General features: G+C 66.2%; 19 protein-coding genes and 1 tRNA gene. 3 read left to right on the forward strand and 17 right to left on the reverse strand.

Going from position 1 to position 21,841, the window contains the following annotated elements; genetic code table 11:
- Positions 1-83: 83 nt before the first annotated feature.
- A complete protein-coding gene (locus tag ATO9_RS06335) occupies positions 84-944 on the reverse strand; it encodes an N-formylglutamate amidohydrolase (RefSeq protein WP_043746867.1) in 861 nt (286 codons plus the stop codon).
- A gap of 146 nt (positions 945-1,090) precedes the next feature.
- Here ATO9_RS06335 and ATO9_RS06340 point away from each other — a divergent pair.
- The 3 genes from ATO9_RS06340 to ATO9_RS06350 all read left to right on the forward strand — a co-directional run bounded on the left by ATO9_RS06340 (position 1,091) and on the right by ATO9_RS06350 (position 2,568).
- Positions 1,091-1,165 (forward strand) — tRNA-Val (locus tag ATO9_RS06340).
- Positions 1,166-1,246: 81 nt separating this feature from the next.
- Positions 1,247-1,372 carry a type B 50S ribosomal protein L36 gene (gene ykgO / locus ATO9_RS06345; RefSeq protein WP_010141322.1) on the forward strand — a complete coding sequence of 42 codons (126 nt, stop codon included), beginning with the start codon at positions 1,247-1,249 and terminating at the stop codon, positions 1,370-1,372.
- Between the two features lie 233 nt (positions 1,373-1,605).
- A complete protein-coding gene (locus ATO9_RS06350; RefSeq protein ID WP_043746877.1) occupies positions 1,606-2,568 on the forward strand; it encodes a Bug family tripartite tricarboxylate transporter substrate binding protein in 963 nt (320 codons plus the stop codon).
- A gap of 116 nt (positions 2,569-2,684) precedes the next feature.
- Here ATO9_RS06350 and ATO9_RS06355 read toward each other — a convergent pair whose 3' ends face one another.
- The 16 genes from ATO9_RS06355 to ATO9_RS06430 form a co-directional block, all read right to left on the reverse strand.
- On the reverse strand, positions 2,685-4,178 hold the full coding sequence (locus ATO9_RS06355) for an acetyl-CoA acetyltransferase (protein ID WP_043747397.1): 1,494 nt from the start codon (positions 4,176-4,178) through the stop codon (positions 2,685-2,687).
- A gap of 101 nt (positions 4,179-4,279) precedes the next feature.
- The gene (locus ATO9_RS06360) at positions 4,280-5,791 is read right to left on the reverse strand and encodes a tripartite tricarboxylate transporter permease (protein WP_043746880.1); all 1,512 of its coding nucleotides are present in this window, start codon (positions 5,789-5,791) and stop codon (positions 4,280-4,282) included.
- Positions 5,792-5,794: 3 nt separating this feature from the next.
- Positions 5,795-6,229, reverse strand: coding sequence for a tripartite tricarboxylate transporter TctB family protein (locus ATO9_RS06365; RefSeq protein WP_043746882.1), 435 nt, complete (start codon positions 6,227-6,229; stop codon positions 5,795-5,797).
- A gap of 51 nt (positions 6,230-6,280) precedes the next feature.
- The gene (locus tag ATO9_RS06370) at positions 6,281-8,344 is read right to left on the reverse strand and encodes an acetate--CoA ligase family protein (RefSeq protein ID WP_043746885.1); all 2,064 of its coding nucleotides are present in this window, start codon (positions 8,342-8,344) and stop codon (positions 6,281-6,283) included.
- On the reverse strand, positions 8,341-8,664 hold the full coding sequence (locus tag ATO9_RS06375) for a Zn-ribbon domain-containing OB-fold protein (protein ID WP_162183059.1): 324 nt from the start codon (positions 8,662-8,664) through the stop codon (positions 8,341-8,343). The genes ATO9_RS06370 and ATO9_RS06375 overlap by 4 nt, the downstream gene beginning before the upstream one ends.
- A gap of 2 nt (positions 8,665-8,666) precedes the next feature.
- A complete protein-coding gene (locus ATO9_RS06380) occupies positions 8,667-9,809 on the reverse strand; it encodes a thiolase family protein (RefSeq protein WP_043746889.1) in 1,143 nt (380 codons plus the stop codon).
- A gap of 9 nt (positions 9,810-9,818) precedes the next feature.
- Complete coding sequence (locus tag ATO9_RS06385) at positions 9,819-10,652, reverse strand: IclR family transcriptional regulator (RefSeq protein WP_052418144.1); 834 nt, start codon at positions 10,650-10,652, stop codon at positions 9,819-9,821.
- Between the two features lie 114 nt (positions 10,653-10,766).
- A complete protein-coding gene (locus ATO9_RS06390; protein WP_052418145.1) occupies positions 10,767-13,187 on the reverse strand; it encodes a mechanosensitive ion channel domain-containing protein in 2,421 nt (806 codons plus the stop codon).
- Between the two features lie 160 nt (positions 13,188-13,347).
- Positions 13,348-14,991, reverse strand: coding sequence for a peptidoglycan-binding domain-containing protein (locus tag ATO9_RS06395; RefSeq protein WP_043746892.1), 1,644 nt, complete (start codon positions 14,989-14,991; stop codon positions 13,348-13,350).
- Between the two features lie 45 nt (positions 14,992-15,036).
- Positions 15,037-16,254: a phenylacetate--CoA ligase family protein gene (locus tag ATO9_RS06400; protein ID WP_043746897.1), complete on the reverse strand. Its 1,218-nt coding sequence runs from the start codon at positions 16,252-16,254 to the stop codon at positions 15,037-15,039.
- Positions 16,255-16,291: 37 nt separating this feature from the next.
- Entirely contained in the window at positions 16,292-17,116 is an 825-nt protein-coding gene (locus ATO9_RS06405) for an ABC transporter ATP-binding protein (protein WP_043746900.1), read from the reverse strand.
- 71 nt (positions 17,117-17,187) lie between these two features.
- Positions 17,188-18,474: an ABC transporter substrate-binding protein gene (locus tag ATO9_RS06410; protein WP_043746903.1), complete on the reverse strand. Its 1,287-nt coding sequence runs from the start codon at positions 18,472-18,474 to the stop codon at positions 17,188-17,190.
- An 85-nt stretch (positions 18,475-18,559) separates the two neighbouring features.
- Positions 18,560-19,636, reverse strand: a complete 1,077-nt coding sequence (locus tag ATO9_RS06415) for a branched-chain amino acid ABC transporter permease (protein WP_043746906.1) — start codon at positions 19,634-19,636, stop codon at positions 18,560-18,562.
- A 3-nt stretch (positions 19,637-19,639) separates the two neighbouring features.
- The gene (locus ATO9_RS06420; protein WP_043746910.1) at positions 19,640-19,855 is read right to left on the reverse strand and encodes a hypothetical protein; all 216 of its coding nucleotides are present in this window, start codon (positions 19,853-19,855) and stop codon (positions 19,640-19,642) included.
- A gap of 3 nt (positions 19,856-19,858) precedes the next feature.
- The gene (locus tag ATO9_RS06425; protein WP_043746913.1) at positions 19,859-20,845 is read right to left on the reverse strand and encodes a branched-chain amino acid ABC transporter permease; all 987 of its coding nucleotides are present in this window, start codon (positions 20,843-20,845) and stop codon (positions 19,859-19,861) included.
- A gap of 163 nt (positions 20,846-21,008) precedes the next feature.
- Positions 21,009-21,827 (reverse strand): ABC transporter ATP-binding protein, encoded by an 819-nt coding sequence (locus ATO9_RS06430; protein ID WP_043746916.1) that lies wholly within the window; start codon positions 21,825-21,827, stop codon positions 21,009-21,011.
- Positions 21,828-21,841 lie beyond the last annotated feature (14 nt).

Consider the following 21,841-nt stretch of genomic DNA (forward strand, 5'->3'; position numbering starts at 1 on the left):
ACCGGTGTTCGAAGACCGGGCTCGCCCCACGGGTTCGCCAGAGGGGCTCTGCCATGAACGGCAAAGCTGGGCCCCTTTCCCACCTATTCGGCCGCGAGCGGCATCTCCGTCTTGCCGATTTCGGTGATCTCGGCCACGACGCGGGTGATGACATCGCGGAACGCATCGAAATCGGGGCGCGGCAGGATCTGCGCCTCGTGCATGTAAAGCGCGCGGTCGATCTCGATCTGGACGGCATGCTGGCGGCGCGAGGGGCGACCGTAATGCTGCGTGACAAAAGCCCCGGCAAAGGGCGCGTTGCGGGCCACGATCAATCCGGCCCCGGCCAGGATCGCCTCGATCCGTTCCACGATTTCCATGCTGGCCGATGACCCGAAGCGATCACCCAGAACCACGTCCGGGCGCCGCGTTCCCGCGCGAACCACGCACTCCACCGCTTCATGCGGCATCGAATGGCAATCCACCAGGATCGCCTCGCCGAACATCGCATGCGCGGTGTTCAGCTGCGTCTGCAGCGCCTCGTGATAGGGGTGCCACGCATTTTGCAGGCGGTGACGCGCCTCCGACAACGGTATCTTGCCGCGGTAGATCGCCCGCCCGTTCGACACGACCCGCGGAATCACCCCAAGGCCCGAGGCCACCCGCGGATTATGCGCCCCGCGCCGCACCCCTTCGACCACCGACGGGTCCAGCTCGTCCGCTGCGCGGTTCAGGTCGACATAGGCACGCGGGGTGGTGGCCGCCAGCAAGGGCGCGCCAAAGCTCGGCGCGGCGCTGAACAGCTGATCCACGAAAGCATCCTCGGATGACCGAATCGTATGCGGATCGAGGATGGACTTATGCAGGAAAGCAGGGTCGTAATCCCGCCCGGAATGGGGCGAGGCAAAGACAACGGGCGTTGTCCGGCGGGCTGGAAGGTGGAGCGTATAGGAGGTCATGTTCATCGCGGTTCCAATTGCTCAAACATAGACCGAAAACTTTCCCTGCCAAAAGGCTTGATCCCCCCCGCGACTCCTTTTATAGGAACGCGAACCGGCGCGGGATATCCCGCGCCCCTTTTGATTGAGGGGCGTTTCTCGCAAGGGTACATGGGCGGTTAGCTCAGCGGTAGAGCACTTCGTTGACATCGAAGGGGTCACAAGTTCGATCCTTGTACCGCCCACCATGTTCACCGACCCCCGGCCGCAAGGCCCCGGGTCACAACGCGAATCAGGCGCTCGCCGCGCCGCGAAGAAGGAGAAGGCCGATGAAGGTTCGTAACTCGCTCCGCTCGCTGAAGCAGCGCCATCGCGATTGTCGCGTCGTGCGCCGCAAAGGCCGCGTCTACGTCATCAACAAGACGCAGCGCCGGTTCAAAGCCCGCCAGGGCTGAGAACACTGCTCAGCAGCATGATGAAAGCCGCTCCTTCGGGGCGGTTTTTGTTATTTCCGGATCGTGGATAGCACACCATCCGGCATCGCGATGCCCGGCGCCGATCCGCCCCGGGCCGCCGCCCCCGTAAAGATTCCCGCGCTTGTCTTGCTGGCCGAGACAAGCGCCCGGACCCCGCGTTGACAGGTTCCGGACCCTCCGAACATCGTCGAAAGACAACGGAGGAGGAAGAAATGAAACGACTTTTCGCAACAGCCCTGTCCGCGCTGGCCCTGCTGGCCGCGCCTGTCTCGGCGGATGAGTATCCTGACGGTCCGATCACCATGATCGTCGGCTATTCCGCCGGCGGCACCAGCGACACCGCCACCCGCATCGTCGCCGAGGCCCTGTCGGAGGAGCTGGGCCAGCCTGTCGTGGTGGAAAATCGCCCCGGTGCGGCAACGACCGTGGCCAGCAATTACGTCAAGAACCAGGAGGCCGACGGCTACACCCTCTATGCCGCTGCCGTATCCATCGCGCTGAACCCCTACCTGCAGCCCTCGGTCGATTATTCGCTCGACGATTTCACAGCGCTGTCGGGCCTCGCCGACGTGCCCTTCGTGCTGCACGTGAACAAGGATCTGGGCGTGTCGGACATGGACGGCCTGATCGAGCTGATCAAGTCCAAGCCCGGCGAGATCGCCATCGGCACCTCGGGCGCCGGGGCGATCAATCACCTGATCGCGGAATACTGGAAGGATGCGCTCGGCCTCGATGCGATCATCATCCACTACCAGGGCGACGCGCCCGCGCGGCAGGACCTGATGGCGGGCAATATCCAGATGTCCTTCACCGCGGTGACCGCCGCCGAACCGCTGGTCACGGCCGGCAAGACGGTGGGCATCGCCGTCACCTCGGGTGAGCGGCTCGAGTCGCTGCCCGACCTGCCGACGGTTGCGGAATCCGCCGGGCTCGACGGGTTTTCGGCGACCTACTGGATGGCAATGATGGCCCCCGCCGGCCTGCCTGACGCCGTGCGCGCCCGGCTGGAGGAGGCACTGTCTGCCCTGGCCGAGGACGACGCCCTGACCCAGGCGATGAAGGAGCGCGGGCTGGTGAAGACCATGACCGACGCCGCCGCCGTCGAGGCCCGCCTCGCCAAAGAGGAAGAGGTCTACGGCACCCTGATCGAAGAGGTCGGCATCACCGCCAATTGAGGCCCCGCCGGGTCCTTCGCGACGCGGCCCCAGCTGCCCCGGCCGGCCCTGCCGTGCCGGGGTTCGTTTTTCGGCCCGCGCTGATCGTTCGGCCAAACGCCAAGGCAGGCGTCCGCTCAGAACCGGAATATCCGCCCCTCATCCGTCGTTTTGATCCGGCCCGAGCGTCCCACGATCTCGACCGCGCCATCGGTCAGGGCCCGGATCGCGACGCTTTCCGTTGCCGGGACCAGACCCAGCGTCCGCTTCCCGTCCGGCGTGCGCGCCACGATCACCCCGCGCAGCGGCCGCAGGTCGCGCCCGTAATGCACCGTCCAGCTTTCGACCGTCACCGGACCGGCATAGCGTTCGTCCAGCGCGGGCACCGGTCCCCGCGCCGCATCGGCCCGGTCCTGCACGTCGTAATCCTGCGGAAATCGCACCCCGTCCAGCGGCGCACCGGAAAGAAGGATCGCGTGGTTCGTCGTGACGATACCGCCATTGCCATAGGCCAGCCCCTTGTCCGGGGTCCCGCGCAGCAGCGCCACCATGCAGACGATGGCATGGCCCATGTAATTCGCCACCGGCGCCCCGCCAAAGGTCAGGCCGCCGAAAACCGTCACAGGCCTGTCCGCGGGCCAGCCGAGGATGCGGCGGGCCATCTTGGGCACGCAGGGGAAGCAGGAATACAACTCCGCATGGGTCAGGTCGCCGACCTCGAGCCCGTTGAAATCCAGCGTGGCCTTCAGCACGGCCTCCATGGACGGCGACCGGTCGTAACTGGCCCGGTCGAGGAATTCCGCAGGCTCCTTCGCCGCCGCACCATAGCCCACATGGACCACCCGGTAATCGGCGACACCGCGCCGCCGCGCCTCGGCGAGGGAGGTGACGATGAACCCCGCCCCCTGGTTGACCGAGGCATTGGCGACCATCAGCTTGGTGTAGGGATGCGCGATCGGGCGGTTTTCCGGGCCGGGGGTTATGACCTCCTCTGCCGTGGCGCCCTTGCGGATCCAGGCGCCCTCGGTCTCCGCGGCGACCTGCGCCATGCGGGACCAGATCGCGCCGGTTTCGGCCTGCCCCTCGCCGAGGCTCTGACCCCATGCCGCGCGGGTCGCGTTTTCGTAGATCGGGTAAAGGTCCACCGGCGCCGTCAGGCCGAAGGACGCGCGATAGGGGTTGCCCTTGCGCTTGGGCGCGCCGCGCAGGATGTCCCCGGGCCGCATCCCCGCCGCCCCGTCCTTGGCGCGTTGTGCGGCGGTGCGCAGCGCCTCGCCCCCGGCAATCGCAATGATCCGTGCTTCGCCCGCGCCGATCCGGTTGGCGGCGTCGTTCAACAGCCGCACCGGGCTGTCGCCATGGGGCATCTCGGTCGTCTCGACACTGGCCTCGGTCGCGCCGATGCGTTCGGCCAGGTCGGCGGCAAGGGTTGTGAGTTCGGGGCAGGACAACTGATCGACCGTGGCCAGGTGGTCGAGGTCGGGCAGCCAGCTGCCCCCGGCATCGGTCTCCGCCCGCTTGAGCGCGGCCTCCATCAGGCCAAGCGCGTCCAGTCCGTCGCGCCAATCCTCGGGCCGGTCGTTGATCTGGCCGATACCGACGATGACGGGCTGGCGTTCAGGGTCGGTCATGTGGCGTGTCTCCGGCGGAAGGTGGGTCGGGCCGGCGGACGCCAGCATCGCACCAAGTTCCTACGATCAAAGGCGGAAAAGCAAGCACCACGTGCCACCCCTCAGCCACCCTGGGCGGCCCGCCCCCTGCGCCGCGCCGCCATCACAGGTTTCACCACCGCCATGACCAGCAATGCGACGATTGCCAGGGTCAGCCCGATGCTCAGCCCGTCGGACACGAAGGTGCCGAAATCGCCGCGCGACAATTGCAGGGACCGGCGCAGGTTCTCCTCGATCATCGGGCCGAGGATAAAGCCCAGCAACAGCGGCGCGGGCTGGAACCCGAACAGCATCAGCATCCACCCCACGGCACCCAGCACCGCCAGCATCCAGACGTCGAACGGATTGGCGTTCACGCTGTAGGCCCCGAAGCAGATGAAGACGACGATGGCCGGGAACAGGAAGTGATAGGGGATCGACAGCAGTTTCAGCCAGATGCCGATCAGGGGGATGTTCAGGATCACGAGGAACAGGTTGCCCAGGACAAAGCTGACGATCAGCCCCCAGAACATGCCGGGCTGCTGTTCGATCAAGAGCGGCCCCGGCGTGATCCCGTGGATGATCAGCGCCCCCAGCATCAACGCCATCACCGCGTCGCCTGGAATGCCCAGCGTCAGCGACGGGATGAAGGCCGTCTGGATCGCCGAATTGTTCGCGGATTCCGAGGCCGACAACCCCTCGACCGCGCCATGACCGAAGGTTTCCGGGTGCCGCGACAGGCGCTTTTCCGTAGCGTAGGAGATGAAGCAGGCAATCGTGCCGCCCACCCCGGGCAGCGCCCCGAACAGCCCGCCGATCCCGGCGCCACGCAACACCGGCATCCGCATCGCCCGCAGGTCATCGCGCGTGGGCACCATGCTGCGCAGGGTGATCTTCTGCTCTGCCACCTTGCGGCGGGGCTGCGCGGCAGTCGCCACGACCTCGGATATCCCGAAAATGCCCATGGCCAGTGCCACCAGGCTGATCCCGTCCAACAGTTCCGGCAGGCCGAAGGCAAACCGCGCCATGCCCGTGGCGATATCGGTGCCGACATAACCCATGGCCAGCCCGATCAGCACCATGGCCAGCCCCTTCAGCGGGGACCCCGTGGGGATCGCCGCCGCGGCCACCAGACCCAGCGTCATCAACAGGAAGTAATCCGCGGGCCGCAGCGACAGCCCGATATCCGAGATCGCATCGGCGAACAGCACCAGCGCCAGCAGCCCCAGCATCGACCCGCCGAAGGACGCGATCGTCGTCAGGAACAGCGCCACGCCGCCCCGCCCCTGCTTGGTCATCGGATAGCCGTCCAGACAGGCCACGGCGGCCGAGGGCACGCCGGGCAGGTTCAGCAAAATCGCCGCAGTCGATCCGCCGTAGACCGTGCCGTAATAGACCCCCGCCAGCATCACGATGGCCGTTGTCGGGTCCAGGTAGAAGGACAGCGGCAGCAGCATGGAAATCGCCGCCAGCGCGCCCACACCGGGGATCACTCCCACCAGCGTGCCGATCAGCACGCCCAGGAAACAGAACCACACATTGGTCCAGCTCAGCGCGACATCGAGCCCGAGGCCCAGCCCCTCGACGATCCCCATGACCTAGCCCCCCACCAGGCTGACCGACAGGCGCAGCCCGAAATGGAAGATCGCGGTGCAGATCACCATGACGACCAGCGACAGCACGATCCGTGATACAAGACTGATCCGCCGCATCGCGAAGGAGGCGGTGAAGGTTGCCAGCGCACTGGTGGGCATCAGGCCCAGCCGGTCGATCCCAAGTGCAAACAGCGCAATCGCCGCCAGCACTGCGAGCAGAGGGCGCAGCTGGGCGCGGATCTCTTCGGGCAGGGCCAGCCCGGTTTCGTCCCGGTCGAACAGGGCAATCGCCACACCCACGCAGATCAACCCGACTGCCGTCGCCAACGGCAGGAAACCCGGCCCCATCCGCGACAGGCTGCCCGTCGGCAGGGTCAGCGCCATGGCCCCGAACATCGCGCCGGCAAAGACACAGATGGCGCCGGCCAGAATGTTCATGCGTCGCATCTTTCTCCTCCCTCTCTCGGCGGCCCCGGGGCCGCGTCGTGCCTACTCGTAGACCTCGATCAGCGCGTCCAGCGCCCAGGCGCCGTCCTCGCTCACCATCAGCGGATTGACCTCGACCGAGGCGATATTGGCGGCCGGATCGCACAGCAGGGCCGCCACGCTCTGTGCCGCGCGGGTGACGGCGGCCAGGTCCAGCGGCGCCTGCCCCCGGATCCCCTTGAAAAGCGGCGCAATGCGCAGGTCCTCCACCGCGCGTGCCACGTCGGCATCGCTGAAGGGCGGCAGCAGCAGGACGTTGTCCGGCATTGCCTCCACCGCGATGCCACCATCGCCGATCACCACGACAGGACCGAATTGCGGGTCCCTGTGGCCGCCCACTAGCACCTCGTGCCGGCCCTTGACCATCTCTGCCGCCAGCAGCGGGGCGTCGCCCAGCTCCATCGCCTGCATACGCTCGCGAATGGTCGCATAGGCCGCGGCCACCTCGTCTTCTGTCGTCAGACCGACCGCGACCAGGCCATGTTCGGATTTGTGCGGCACCTTTTCGGAACAGGCTTTCAGCACGATGCCGCCCGGGGCCTGCGCCAGCAACGCCTGTGCCTCGCCCACGTCCCGGCACAGCGCACGGCGCGGCATGGGCATGCCCCGTGCCTCCAGCAGGTCCAGCGAGGCAGCCTCGTCCCTCACCACGGCCCGCGCCCCATCGGGCACCGGCAAGGCGTGGAACGGGGTCGAGGATGCCTGCTCCATCATCCGCTGATGCCGCACGAATTGCGAAATCGCGGCGACGGCCTCGTCCTCGGTGGTAAAGGCCGGCACGCCCTCGGCGCGGAAGACCTCGCGCACCTTGGCCTGGGCGTTGGACACGATCACCGGCTTGCCGCTCTCGCGCAGGAACGCCCCGGTATCGCGGGCGAAGCGCGGATAGTCGTAGCCCTGCCCGGTGATCGGCAGCCCGACCAGCAGCAGGTCCACCGCCGGGTCCGACCCGCAGGCCGGCAGGACCTTGGAGAACAGTCCGCCATCGCTCAGCAGCGCGGCTGTGATGTCAACCGGGTTGCGCGGCGAGGCAAAGGCCGGCAGCACGCGGGTCAGCTCTGCTTCGGTCTCGGGCGCCAGTTGCGAGATCGACAGCCCCTCGCGATCCGCCGCATCTGCGGCCATCACGCAGACCGCGCCGGAATTGCTGATGATGGCCAGCCGGTCATCGGTGGGTTTCCAGCCATGCAGGTACATTTCCGCCGCAGCGACGAGGTCCAGCATGCCGTTCGCCCGCCATATCCCGTATTTGCGACAGAACGCGTCCACCACCCGGTCCGAGGTCGCGATCGCCCCGGTATGCGACGCCGCCGCCCGTTTCCCGACCTCCGACGCGCCGGATTTCAGCGCGATGATCGGCACGCCCCGCTCCTGCGCGCGGATCGCGGCCCGGGCCAGCATCGTCGGGTCCGACAGGCTTTCGAGGTAGAGAAGGACCAGCCGGATCTCGGGGTCTTCCAGCACCTCCAGCACCATTTCCGGGGCCGAAACGTCGCTGTCATTGCCGGTCGCATTGACATAGCGCAGCCCGATCCCCTTGTCCCGCAGCAAGCCGTAGGGCACGACGCTCATCGCGCCGCTCTGGCTGATCGCGGCAATCGGGCCGTCCAGCGGCGGGGTTTCGATGAACATGGTGGAAAAGGACAGGATCGCGCCGCTGCCGAAATTGGCGATGCCCTGCGTATTCGGCCCGATCAGGCGCATCCCGGCGGCGCGCGCCGTGTCGCGCATCCCCGCCTCGATCGCCTTGCCCTCGGGGCCGGTTTCACCGAACCCGCTGGCCATGATGACACACAGTTTCACGCCCAGCCGGGCGCTCTCCTCGACCGCAGCGACGACATTGTCCCCGGCCACGGCGACGATCACGGCCTCTGGCGCCTCGGGCAGATCGGAGAGCGAGGCATAGCAGGTCAGCCCCTGCACCACCTCGCGCCCGGGATTGACCGGATAGATCGCGCCCTCGTAGCCGAACTCGCGCATGAACCGGATCGGACGGCCGCCGATCTTGTCGGGATTGTCCGACGCACCCAGGATTGCGACCGAGCGTGGGTTGAGCATCGGGGTCATGCGCGGCCCTCCGTTTTCGTGGCCCGCAACAGGCCGTCGGCATCTTCGGACAGGATCACCGCCTGCCCAGGCACGCAGCCACCCGGCCCGTGCGCCATGACGCGGAACCCTTCGGGCAGGTCGACCAGCACGATTTCGTAGGGCACGCGATCCGCCATTTCCCTGGACGGGGCGCGATGCAGCAGGGTGGCGGCCGCGATCTCTCCGCGTCCCTCGGCCTGCGCCTCTGCCAGGTCCTCTGCCCCGCAAGTGGCGCAGAAGGGTCGCTGGAAATATTGCACGGCGCCGCAGGCCCCGCATGTCTGATAGGTCGGGGCCATTGTCATTCCTCCTGCTGCAGCACCAGGCTGACATGGGCCGACAGCACACCGCCATCGCCATGCAGGAACCCGGTTTCGGGACGGCTAGGCATCTGCCGCGTCCCCGCTTCGCCACGCATCTGCGCGACCACCTCGGCCAAGTGCGCCATGCCGCCCGCCACGCCCGGATGCCCGTAGGAGAGCAGCCCGCCATGGGTGTTCAGGCCCAGCCCGTCCGGGCCATACAGCCCGTCGCGCGCATCTGCCGCCGCCTGTCCACGGGCGGAAAACCCGATCTCCTCAAGCAGCATGGTCACGGTGATGGTGAAACTGTCATAGATGCCGATCACGCCGATATCGTCGACGCCCAGCCCGGCCCGGTCCAGCGCCTGTCGGGCAGACCGCGCGGCGCCCATATCGGTGATGTCGGTCATCATCGACAGGTGCTGCGCCACATGGGCCTGTCCGGTCCCGGCAATCACCGGCCCGGCACGCCCGACCCCGTCGGCCGTCACCAGGAAGGCCTGGCTGCCATCCGAGATCGGACAGCAATCCAGCAGCTTCAGCGGCGTCGCAATGGGGCGCGATTCCAGCACGTCCCGAACCGAGATCGCGTCGCGGAACTGCGCATCGCAATGCGCGGCCGCATGGTTGCGCATCAGCACGGCGAACTCTGCCAGGTCTTCCTCGCTCAGCCCGAACCGGTGCATGTATTGCGAGGCCAGCAGCGCATAATAGCCCGGGATTGTCGTGCCATAGGGTACCTCGTAGCGGGGATGGCCGACCTGGGCGAGGGTCTGGATCACGTCCTCCCGCGACCGCCCACCGGTCAGGCGGTTCTCTCCGCCCAACACCAGCACGGCGCGGCACTGGCCCGATGCGACCAGCATCTGCGCCAGCATCACCATGCCACAGCCCGTCGCCCCGCCCATCTGCACCGCATGGGCATAGCCCGGTTGCAGCCCCAGATGTTCCGCCAGGACCGAGGCCAGCATCAGGTGCGGCATCCCGGTGGAGTACCCGACCAGCAGCCCGTCGACCTCGGCCCGGTCGACACCGGCATCGCCGATCGCCCCGTTGGCGGCGCGCGCCATCAGCTGCAGGGTGTCCTGCCCCTCGTGCCGGCCAAAGGCGGTGCCGCCCACGCCGGAAATATGTGCCTTCATGGCTCCCCCCTAGATCTCCTCGTTCGGATCGGGCTGCGGGCGTGCCGCTGGCGGCTCTCCTCTCAGCCGCGCCTCGATCTCGTCCCTGGCTGCAAGCAGGTGTCCGGTGGCCCATTGTCCCCGCTCCCCCTTCAGCCGTTCGCCCACGGCGGCGATGCTGACCGCCGCAACCACCTGGCCCGACGTGTCGCGCACCGGCGCACCGATGCCGGTCATTCCCGGCACCACGAAATCCGGCAAATAGCTGTAGCCCTGCCCCCGCGTTTCGGCGGCCAGGCTGTCCAGCCGCGTCGGGGTCGCATTGGGGAAACAGCCGATCGCATCGGTCAGTTCGTCCAGGATCGCGCGCCGTTCCTCTGCCGACAGCCAGGCGAACAGGCACATGCTGCCCGCGCCCACGCTCATCGGGCGGCGCCGTCCCACATCCAGCGACAGCGCCTGCAACGGAAAGCGCCCGACATGGCGGTCGATGCAAAGGCTGTCATGGCCGCTTCGCACCGACAGAAGCGCCACATCCTCCAGCCGGTCGATCAGGGCCGCCAGCACAGGCCGCGCGGCCACACGCAATTGCGGCACCGTATGCGGCAGGCCGAGCGCATGCAGCAGGCCGCCGGCCATGCGATAGCGCTTGTCGTCGCCGCGCTGCACCGCGCCTTCCTCGGTCAGGGTGTTCAGAAGCCGTGCGGCGGTGGCCTTGTGCAGACCGGTCTCCCGCGCCAGGTCCGACAGGCGCCGCCCGGCATCGCCGTGGCGTGCCACCGCCCGCAGCAGCGCCAGCGCCCGCGCGATGCTGGAGGGGCCGGGCCCGTCCTCGTCCTGGGGGATATCCGTCTCGCTCGACATGACATCTTGATCGGACGCACAAAGCCGCCCTGTCAACGCGCAGACAGGGCGGCTTTGGCTTGCATTCACATTTGTCTCACCAGGCGAGACCCGCAGGTCCCGCGCCGGCCCCGATCACCGATCCGAGGGCGGCGTGTCCGGCAGGCTGTCGGGCACCGCCTCGCTGTCAGACCCCGCAGGCAGCGCCTTTCCATCGACCTCGACATGCACGCTCTGGGTCTTGCCGTCCTTCGACTCGCCCCAGTAGATCGTCTGGTGCGGGAACGGGATCTCGATATTGCGGTCGTCGAAGACGCGCTTGAGGACCTCGTTATAGGCCCGCCCGACACCCCATTGGCGACCCGGGATACACTTGATCCGGCAGCGCACCACCACGGCACTGTCGCCGAAGGCATTGACGCCGAACCATTCGAGATCCGCGATGATCGCGTCGCCCTGATCGGGGTCCGCGCGCAGCTCCTCGAAGGCGTCCAGCATGGCCTGTTTCACCTCATCGATATTCTCGCGGTAGGCCACGCCCATATCGCAGACGAAATAGCCGTAATCGCGCATGTAGTTCGACACCATGTCGACCGACGAGAACGGTATGATGTGGAATACCCCCGACACGTCGCGCAGCGAAACCGAGCGGATCGTCAGCCGTTCCACCGTGCCGGTCGTGCCGCCCACGGTCACCACGTCGCCCACGTTCATCGCGTTCTCGAACTGGATGAAGATGCCGGTGATGATGTCCTGGACCATCTTCTGGGCACCGAAACCGATGGCGAGGCCCAGCACCCCGGCAGAGGCCAGCAGCGGCGCGATATCCAGCCCCACCTCGGCCAGCACGAACATCATCGTGATGACCACCAGCGCGATGGTCGCGGCGTTGCGCAGCAAGGTCAGCAGCGTGCGTTCCCGCGCCGTGGCGACCTGTCCGAATTCCGGGTTCAGCCGGTAATCCACCCAGGATGTCAGCGCCAGCCAGATCGCGAAGGACACCAGCAGCACCATCGCCACCGACAGGACCATGCCGGTCAGGCGCAGGCCGATCTGGCTGACCAGCCAGCCGCGCATGTCGACCAGGCTGATCGCATCCATGGCAAAGAAGACCACCAGCCCGACGATGACCAGCCGCAGCAGGAACAGCGCCTTGGGCACGAAACGATTCAGCCGGGTTTCCAGCAGCGGCATCCGCGCGGTCACGCCCTCGGGCAGGATCACGCCACGGATCATCGCCCGGGTGATCATGCCGGACACGGCCAGCCCCAGCAGGCCGATCACCAGCACCTGGCCGGACGCCAGGAAGGTCTGGAACGCGGCATCGCCCGGCTGCACCAGCACCAGCAGGAACATCACCATCAGGTAGGCCAGCGCCGGCCAGTGCCAGTGCGTCGCCATGAAATGCAACGGACCACGGCGGCGCGGGGCGGCCTCTGCCTCGCGGATTTCCGCGGGGATCTCGGCGACCTCCGGGTCGAGGACCGGATCATCCCCGGCCTCTTCGGCGTCGGGCTCCAGCGGCTGGGTCGCGATCTCGGTGCGGTAATGCCCCAGCATCCAGTCCGCCACGACGCGGCGGTTGCGCAGCACCAGGTAGATCAGGAAGAACAGCACGGCAAAGGCGATCAGCGTCGAAACCGCCCGCCCCGCTGCATAGGACACGTTGGTGTTCAGGATCGGCACGGCCAGCAACTGGCCATATCCCACCACGCCGAAGATCACGCCGAAGCGCGACGACAGGTAGGACGCGGCGGTGTCGCCGATGGGCAGCGGACGCAGGTTCCGGGCCGAGGGCGACACGACCAGCCGCAGCGCAACCTTGGCCATTTCGACCAGCAGGAAGGCGTTGAGGTACAGCGTCTGGCGGATCCCGATCGATCCGAAATCCCCGATGGCCAGAACCGCGATCGCGTATCCGGCGGCCCAGGCGATGATGACCGTCAGCGCGTCGATCACCGCCGAGGCGATATATAGCGCAACGGTCCGCGCCGCCCCGCCATCCCGGGCCGAGGCCCCCATGCGGGCATAGATCGCCTTGCCGCTTCGCCGCAGCAGCAGGTAGACGACGACCGTCGCCGCGATGACCAGAGCGAGGTCCAGCAGCGCATCCCACAGCACCCCCGCCTCGCTGCCGTCGAGGCCGGAAAAGACCCGCGGCGCCTGGGTCAGCTGCCGCCAGGCGCGAGTGGCCTGGTCCGCGATATCCTCGGCGACGGTCTGGGTGATCAGCGCGATCCGCCGGCCGAAGGACAGCTCCTCCGGCGGGACCTCGTCCTGGGCCAGCGTCTCCACGATCTCGTCGGGGGTCACGTTGTCTTCGGTCACGCCGGTCGCGCGCAGGCGTTCTATCAGCTCGGCACGTGCCGCGTCATTCTCGATCACGTCCAGCAGCAGGTCGACCGAGGATTGCGCGACCGCCTCTGCCCCGTCACCGGTTTGCGAGGCTCCGTCTTGGGCCCCGTCTTGGCCCCCGTCCTGCGCCACCCCTGGCAGCGCCACGAGAAGGAGGGGAAGGGCCAGGACGAAGGTCAGCAGCCGAAGGTATTTGCGCATGTCTCACCGTGCTATTGTCGATCTCGGATCACGCAAGAACGGGCCGGGCAAACCCGGTTTGAACCTCGCGCATTTTCGGCTGGCCAAATAGACCAGCCATGCGCGACGACAAGGCCATATTTCTGCAATCCCAGCCCCGCATTCCGGGGCTGTCACCCGTTTACCCGGCCAGCAGGCGCACCATCGTCGCCTGGGTGACATAGCCGCTGACCGCGATCCCGCGCGACCGCTGGAACCGCCGGATCGCCCGCCGGGTCTGGCCGTCGAAATTGCCATCGACGGCGCCGGGTTGCATCCCCAGCTGCTGAAGCCGCCGCTCCACCAGCAAGCGCGTCACCGGGTTGCCGGCCACGCCGGCCTCTTCCTGCTGTGCAGCGATCTGGTTGGACCGGTCCTGATCCTGGGCGATCAGCTCGGCCCGCCGGGCCCGGGCCGCGTCGGAGAACGGGCTGTCCGGGTATTCGCGCAGGAACGACGCATAGGCCTCGGGGGTATCCGCATCCCGCGCCTGGTCCCACATCGCCCGCGCGCCTTCATTCGCCTGCTGGCGTTCTTCACGCTCGATCCGCCGCAGCCGCGCCCGGGCGGTATCGGCGAACAACCCGTCGGGATATTGCTCAAGATAGGCGCGCAGCCCGGCCTCGCCGCCATTGTTGCGGGCCCAGTAATCGCGATCTTCCTGTTCCTGCCGGGCGCGGCGTTCCTCGGCCTCGCGCTCCAGTTCCAGCGCGCGACGTTCGCCTTTCAGCTGCAGCGCCAGATATTGCTGCTGGTCCAGGTAACCGTCGGGATCGAACCCGTTCGCCCCCTGCCAGTCCGTCAGCGCCGCGCGGGTCGCGGGGCCGAAGATGCCGTCGATGCCGCGCGGGTCATGGCCCAGGATCGACAGGTAGCGCTGCACCTCTCGCCGCGCCTCGCGGGTCAGGGCCAGGTCCGCCTCGCCTTCCTGCGCCTCGCGCAGGGGCGCGTTCTTCAGACCTTCCAGCTGGGCCGCGGCATCGGCGGCGAAAGTACCGTTGGGATAGCGCTCCAGGTAGGCTTCGTAGGCCTCCTCGGTGTCGATGTCGCGCACCGCGTTCCAATAGGCGAAGTCACCCAGCTCCGGCCGCACGCCGTCGCCATCCTCGCCCGCGCCGGTCATCAGGCCCAGGGCCGGCGACAGGAAGCCAGAGAACTCCACCCCGCGCGGCGCGCGTTCGACCGCCAGCGCATAGGTGCTGTCGGTGGGCAGCAACCCGTCCCGCAGCGAAAACAGCAGCGGCTGCACGTCGCCCCGCACCAGCGTCACGCCCTGCGGGGCGGTGATCTCTCCGGGGCCGGCGGACAGGGCGGTACCGGTCTCGATCATGTTGCCATCGGCATCGGCGATCATCAGCACCGCCTGGCCCTGCGTCTCCGCGGCCAGGCCGACCAGCGGCGCCACCGATTGACCCACGCGGTTCACCGAAAAGGCGTCGGGCTTGTCGGAGTCGGTGCCCAGCAGGTAGGTCTCCGTCCCGGTATGGGCCATGTGGCCGGCCAGCACGATGACCACGCGGTTCTGCTCCTCCGCGCCGGTGGCGGCGGCGAAATCGCGGGCCATGTCCTGCAACGCCTCGCCGGTGCCGTCCTGCAACGCGAAAACGGTAAAGCCCGCGGCCTCCAGTTCGCGCTCATACCGGGCGGCATAGCCGTCGCCACGCAGGTCGCCCGCACGCTGGTAATCCGAGTTGATCAGGACAAGCGCCAGGTCGGCCGCGGCCAGGGGACCGGCGGAAAGGGCGAGAAACGCGGCGCAAATGGCGCCATAGGTCTTGGTGAACATGTCAAATTCCCCCCGCCCACCGGGTCGGGGGGAGCCGGCAGGCAATCAATCGTAGCTGCGCTGATCCTCGATGACCTTGCCGTCGTTCGGCAGCGCTCCAATAGGTACAACTTCGATCCTGCCCTTGAGTTTCAACAGGTCAACTACGGAATCGTGGAAAGATTGTTCTTGGCCATTGTCCGCCTCGATCTGGACGACCATCACGTCCATCTCTCCGTCGCGCTGCGCCAGGACGCGGGCACGCTTGATTTCGTCGTGTTTCGCAACCAGTTGCGCAACCTGTTCGGGGCGCACGAACATGCCCTTGATCTTGGTCGTCTGGTCAGCGCGGCCCATCCAGCCCTTGATCCGCAGGTTGGTGCGTCCGCAGGGGCTGGTGCCCTCCATCACCGCCGACATGTCGCCGGTGGCAAAGCGGATCAGCGGGTAATCGGGGTTCAGCGTCGTCACCACGACCTCGCCAACCTGGCCGGGTTCGACCGGATCGCCGGTGCCGGGGGTGACGATTTCAACCAGAACACCCTCGTCGACGATCATCCCCTCCATCGCGTCGGATTCGTATGCGATGTTGCCAAGATCGGCGGTGGCATAGCTTTGCAGGCAGGCAATGCCGCGATCGGCATATTCCTGGCGCAGCGACGGGAACAGCGCCCCGCCGCCCACCACGGCGCGGTTGATCTTCAGCGGCAGGCCCATCTCGTCGGCCTTGTCCAGGATCACCTTCAGGTAATCCGGCGTGCCGGCATAGGCGGTGCAGCCGATGTCATGCGCGGCGGTCACCTGCAGCTCTGTCTGGCCAGTGCCCGCGGGCAGCACGGCGGCGCCCACGGCCCGCGCGCCGTTTTCAAAGATCATGCCGGCGGGCGTCAGATGATAGCCAAAGCAATTGTGCACGATATCGCCCTTGCCGATGCCGGCCGCATGCAGGAACCGGCCCATGCGCCACCAATCGTGGCCCACGCCGCCCGGTTCGTAGATCGGGCCCGGCGACTGGAAAACATGCGCAAAGCCCGAGGTCGGCAGAGTCGTCAGCCCCCCGAAGGGCGGGCTGGCCTTCTGCGCGGCGCCCAGGTCGGACTTGCGCAGCACCGGCAGGCGGGCCAGGTCGGCCATCGTTGTGATCGTGGACGGATCCACGTCGGCCAGCAGCTCCGCATAGCCGGGCAGGGCCTTGGCGGCGGCCACCTGGCGGGGCAGTTCGCGGGCAATCGCCTCCGCCCTCTGGTCGGCGGTGCGGGTTTCCAGCGTATCGAAATAGGTCATCCGTCCGATCCCTGTATCACGGCTATGCAACATGGTCTCAGCTCAGCCAACGCTTGCGGCGGCGGTAGGAGCGCACGTCGCGGAACGACTTACGCCCTTCGTCGGACATGCCAAGATAGAATTCCTTCACATCCGGGTTTTCACGCAGCTCGGCCGCGGGGCCATCCATCACGATCCGGCCCGATTCCAGGATGTAGCCGTAATGGGCGAACCGCAGGGCCACGTTGGTGTTCTGTTCGGCCAGCAGGAAGGTCAGGCCTTCCTTCTCGTTCAGGTCCTTCACGATGCCGAAGATCTGTTCCACCAGCTGCGGCGCGAGGCCCATCGACGGTTCATCCAGCAGCACGGTCTCGGGGCGCGACATGATCGCCCGGCCGATGGCCACCATCTGCTGTTCCCCGCCCGAAGTATAGCCAGCCTGCGACTTGCGGCGCTCCTTGAGCCGGGGGAAATAGCTGTAGACGAGGTCAAGATCGGCGTCGATATCCCCCTTGGAGGCGCCCCGGGTATAGGACCCCGTCAGCAGGTTTTCCTCCACCGTCAGGTGTTCGAAGCAGTGGCGCCCCTCCATGACCTGGATCACGCCCTTCTTGACCATCGCCGCCGGGTCGAGATCGGCGATCCGTTCACCGCGATAGGTGATGGAGCCCTTGGTCACCTCGCCGCGTTCCGAGTGCAGCAGGTTCGACACCGCCTTGAGCGTCGTCGTCTTGCCCGCGCCGTTGCCACCCAGAAGCGCGGTGATACCGCCCTTCGGCACGCTCAGCGACACGCCCTTCAGCACGAGGATCACGTGGTTGTAGATCACTTCGATATTGTTGACTTCCAGAAGTTTTTCCTGGGTCTGACCTGCATCCAGCATCTGGTCGATCCTCTTGCAAAAAGGCGGTTGGGGGTGCCCCGGCCGACGATCCGGCCGGGGCGGGGTTCAGATCAGTCGCAGCCCGGCGTGATGCCGTTCTCTTCGGCATAGGCCATGCTGTCGGCTTCGATCAGCGGCTGGATCACGTCCTGGTTGGCTTCGATGTAATCGGTCACCATGGTGAACTTGCCTTCGGAGGCGTTCCACTGGGACACGGCACCCAGGCCCTGACCGCCGTGGTTCTGGCACGAGCCCTTGATGTCCGGACCAAAGCCCGGCAGGCCGAGAGAGGCATAGGTTTCCTGGGTGATGTCCAGGGCCTCGTAACCGTCACGCACCATGGCCGGCGTCACCTGCGCGGTGCCGTGGATTTCCTGCGCCTTCTTGATGGCCTCGGTGGTCATCAGCGCGGAATACAGGCCACGCATGTAGAGAACCGTCCCGATCTGGTCGCCGGCACCGGCCGCCAGGCCCTTGTCCACGACGTATTTCTGGATGTCCTCGAAGATCGGGTAATCCTGCTCCATGCCGTTGAAGGTCAGCGCCTTGTAGCCATCAGCACCTTCACCGGCAGGCTTCACGTCGTTCTCGGACCCGGACCACCAGATACCGATGAAGTGATCCATCGGGTAGCGGATGTTCACGGCTTCCTGGATGGCGACCTGGTTCATCACGCCCCAGCCCCACATGATGGTGTAGTCCGGACGCTCGCGGCGGATCTGCAGCCACTGGGACTTCTGTTCCTGGCCGGGGTGATCGACCGGCAGCAGGACCAGTTCATAGCCGTGCATCGCGCCCAGCTCTTCCAGGGTCCGGATCGGTTCCTTGCCGAAGGCGGAGTTGTGGTAGACCAGCGCGATCTTCTTGCCTTCCAGGCTGCCACCCTCTTCGTCCAGGATGTGCTTGATCGCGATCGAGGCACCGTCCCAGTAGTTGGCGGGGTAGTTGAACACCCAGCGGAACACTTCGCCGTTCTTGGCCGAGGTCCGGCCATAGCCGACCGAGTGTACCGGGATGCCGTCGGCAGTCGCCTTGGGGATCAGCTGGTAGGTGATACCGGTGGACCAGGGATGGAAGACCAGGGCGCCCTGACCCTTCAGGGCTTCGTAGCATTCCACGCCCTTCTCGGTGTTGTAGCCGGTTTCGCACTCGACCATGTTGATCGGCTCGCCGCCGATGCCACCGTCGCGTTCGTTCAGCAGGGTCAGGTAGTCGGCATAGCCATCCGCGGTCGGGATGCCGTTCGCGGCATAGGGGCCGGAGCGGTAGGTCAGCGACGGGATAAACAGCTCCGCCATCGCCGGGGCGGCGGCCATGAAGGCGGCCGCGGCTGCGGTGATTAGGGTCTTGGTTTTCATCGGTCAGGTTCCTCCCTTGATATCTCCGATGGTTTCGATGCGCCGGGGGCTCCTCTCCCCCGGTCTTTCTAAGCCCGTTAGCTCCTCAGTGCGGGAAGGGCCAAAGCCGAAGCTTTTCTTTCGTGACGCGCCACAGCTGTGCCAGGCCATGCGGCTCGGCGATCAGGAACACGATGATAAGGGCCCCGACGATCATCAGCTCGAAATGCGCGGCCAGGTCGGTCGGCCAGCCCATCGTGCCCACCAGCAGGTTCTTCAGCAGAACCGGCAGCAGCACGAGGAAGGCCGCCCCCGCAAAGGAGCCGAAGATAGACCCCAGCCCGCCGATGATGATCATGAAGAGCACCAGGAACGACTTGTTGATGCCGTAGACCTCGCCAACCTCGACCGCGCCCAGGTAGACGGCGAAGAACAGCGCCCCGGCGATACCGATGAAGAAGGACGACACGGCGAAGGCGGTCATCTTGGCGGTCAGCGGGTTCACCCCGATGATCTCGGCCGCGATGTCCATGTCACGGATCGACATCCACTTCCGCCCCACGGTGCCCCGGGTCAGGTTCCGCGCCAGGATGGCACAGCCGACGGTGAAGACCAGGCAGAAGAGGTAGGTCGCCCAGGCCTCGGTCGCGGGGCCGGTCACGGCCTGGCCGAACACGGTCCGCTCGGGCGCGTTAATCTGGCCGGAGGCAGAGTAGTTGTAGAACCACGGCACCCGGTTGAAGAGCCAGACAAGGAAGAACTGTGCCGCCAGCGTGGCCACGGCCAGGTAGAACCCCTTGATCCGCAGCGATGGCAGGCCGAACAACACCCCGACGATGGCGGTAACCCCGCCGGCCAGGATGATGTGGAAGAAGATGTTGATGTCGGGAAAGGCCGTCATCAGCTTGTAGGTCGCATAGGCGCCCACGGCCATGAAGCCACCGGTGCCCAGCGACACCTGCCCGCAATAGCCCACCAGGATGTTCAGCCCGATCGCCGCGATGGCATAGATCAGGAAGGGCAGCAGGACGGCGTTGGCCCAGTAATCGTTGATGAAGAACGGCACCACGCCAAAGGCCACGGCCAGCACGGCGTAATACCGGTAGCGGTCGAACTTGATGGGGAAGGTCTGGTTGTCATCGACGTAGGACGTCTTGAAGTCACCGGCTTCGCGATAAAACATGTCTCAGACCTCGTTCAGGTTCGTGGCACGCGGGGTCATTTCGTGACCCTCGCGGCAGATTTTCAGGTAGGAGCCGATGCCGACCGCCAGGCCCGCGAAGGACAGCAGCGAGTAGAAGACCATGGCCCCGGCATTCGCCGCATCTTCGGTCACCGCCAGGAAGGCGAAGACCCAGAACATCGACCAGGCCACCACGTTGAGCGTTGCAAGCGTCTTCATGGATCAGACCCTCTCGATGATCTTTTCGCCGAACAGGCCCTGCGGCCGGAAGACGAGGAAAATCAGCGCCAGCACGTAGGCGAACCAGTTCTCGGTCGCGCCGCCGACCATCGGGCCGATAGCGAACTCGAACAGTTTCTCGCCAACGCCGATGATCAGGCCGCCGACGATGGCGCCCGGGATCGAGGTGAAGCCGCCCAGCATGAGAACCGGCAGCGCCTTCAGCGCGATCAGCGACAGCGAGAACTGCACGCCGGACTTCGCGCCCCACATGATCCCCGCGACCAGCGCGACGAAGCCCGCGATCGACCAGACCAGCACCCAGATGAAGTTGAGCGAGATGCCCACCGACAGCGCCGCCTGGTGGTCGTCCGCCACGGCGCGCAGCGCCCGGCCCTGCTTGGTGTATTGCGAGAAGATCATCAGCGCGATCACCAGGATGATGGCGATGATCGTCGCCCAGATATCCAGGTTGTCGATGAAGAAGCCGTAGCCGAAGGCGTTGAAGGTCACCTCGTCGATGGCGGTGTTGATGCCCTGCGGCAGGCCCACGTCCAGCTTCTTGATGTCCGCGCCCCACATCAGGTCGCCCAGGCCTTCCATGAAATAGGCCAAGCCGATGGTCGCCATGAACAGGATGATCGGCTCCTGGTTGACCAGGTGGCGCATGATCAGGTGGTTCACCGCCCAGGCCAGCCCGACCATCACGACAATGGTCAGGACGATCCCGACCACGGCGGGCAGGTGCCAGCCGAAATGGTGCACCTCCGTGCCGAAGACCGCGTTGATCAGGTGGCTGAAGGGCACCTGCCCTTCCATGATCCCCACCAGCGTCAGCGCGGCGAACAGCGCCATCACGCCCTGCGCGTAGTTGAAGATGCCGGAGGCCTTGTAGATCAGAACGAAGCCGAGGGCGACGAGGGCATAAAGCACCCCGGCCATCAGGCCGTTCAGAAAGACTTCCATTCCGAATAGAAGCTGGTCAGGCAATGTCTCTTCCTCCCTGTTCGCGCCGCCCCCTCCGGGGTCTTGCGATCATGCGGCGCGCGGCGGCCGCCTGTTGTCCGGTTCGGTGACTGCCCCGTTTCCGGGTCCTCCCGCAGCGCACCGACGCGATACCGACGTCATACCGACGTGATACCGATGTGATTTTTCAGTCGTGCGCGACACCCAGATAGGCGTCGATCACGTCCTGGTTGTTGCGCACCTCGTCTGGCGTGCCGTCCCCGATCTTCTTGCCGTAATCCATCACGACCACGCGGTCGGACAGGTCCATGACCACGCCCATATCGTGTTCGATCAGCGCGATGGTCGTGCCGAATTCGTCGTTCACATCAAGGATGAAGCGGGACATGTCCTCTTTCTCCTCGACGTTCATGCCGGCCATCGGTTCGTCCAGCAGCAGCAGCGACGGCTCGGCAGCCAGCGCGCGCGCCAGTTCGACCCGCTTCTTCAGACCGTAGGGCAGACGCGCCACCGGGGTCTTGCGGATGTTCTGGATTTCCAGGAAGTCGATAACCTTTTCAACGACTTCGCGGTTCTCGACCTCTTCCCGTTCCGCCTTGCCCTTCCACAGGGCCTGCTGGAACATGCCGGTCTTCATGTGGTTCAGACGGCCGGTCATGACGTTGTCCAGCACGGTCATGCCTTCGAACAGCGCGATGTTCTGGAAGGTCCGGGCGATCCCCTGGCGGGCCACCTCGTAGGGCTTCATCTGCGGCCGTTTCGACCCCTTGTAGAGAATCTCGCCCTCCTGCGGGATGTAGAACCCCGAGATCACGTTCAGCATGGAGGACTTGCCCGCGCCGTTCGGCCCGATGATCGCGCGGATCTCGCCCTCGCGGATGTCGAAAGAGATATCCTTGATCGCCACCACGCCGCCGAACCGCAGGGTGATGTTCTTCATCTCCATCACGACAGCGCCGATTTTGCGTCCGTCTTCAGTGACATAGCCTTCGGATTGGTCCAGCACTGGGGCCTCCGTCA

The sequence above is a fragment of the Pseudooceanicola atlanticus genome (assembly GCF_000768315.1).
In the GTDB taxonomy this organism is placed as follows: domain Bacteria; phylum Pseudomonadota; class Alphaproteobacteria; order Rhodobacterales; family Rhodobacteraceae; genus Pseudooceanicola; species Pseudooceanicola atlanticus.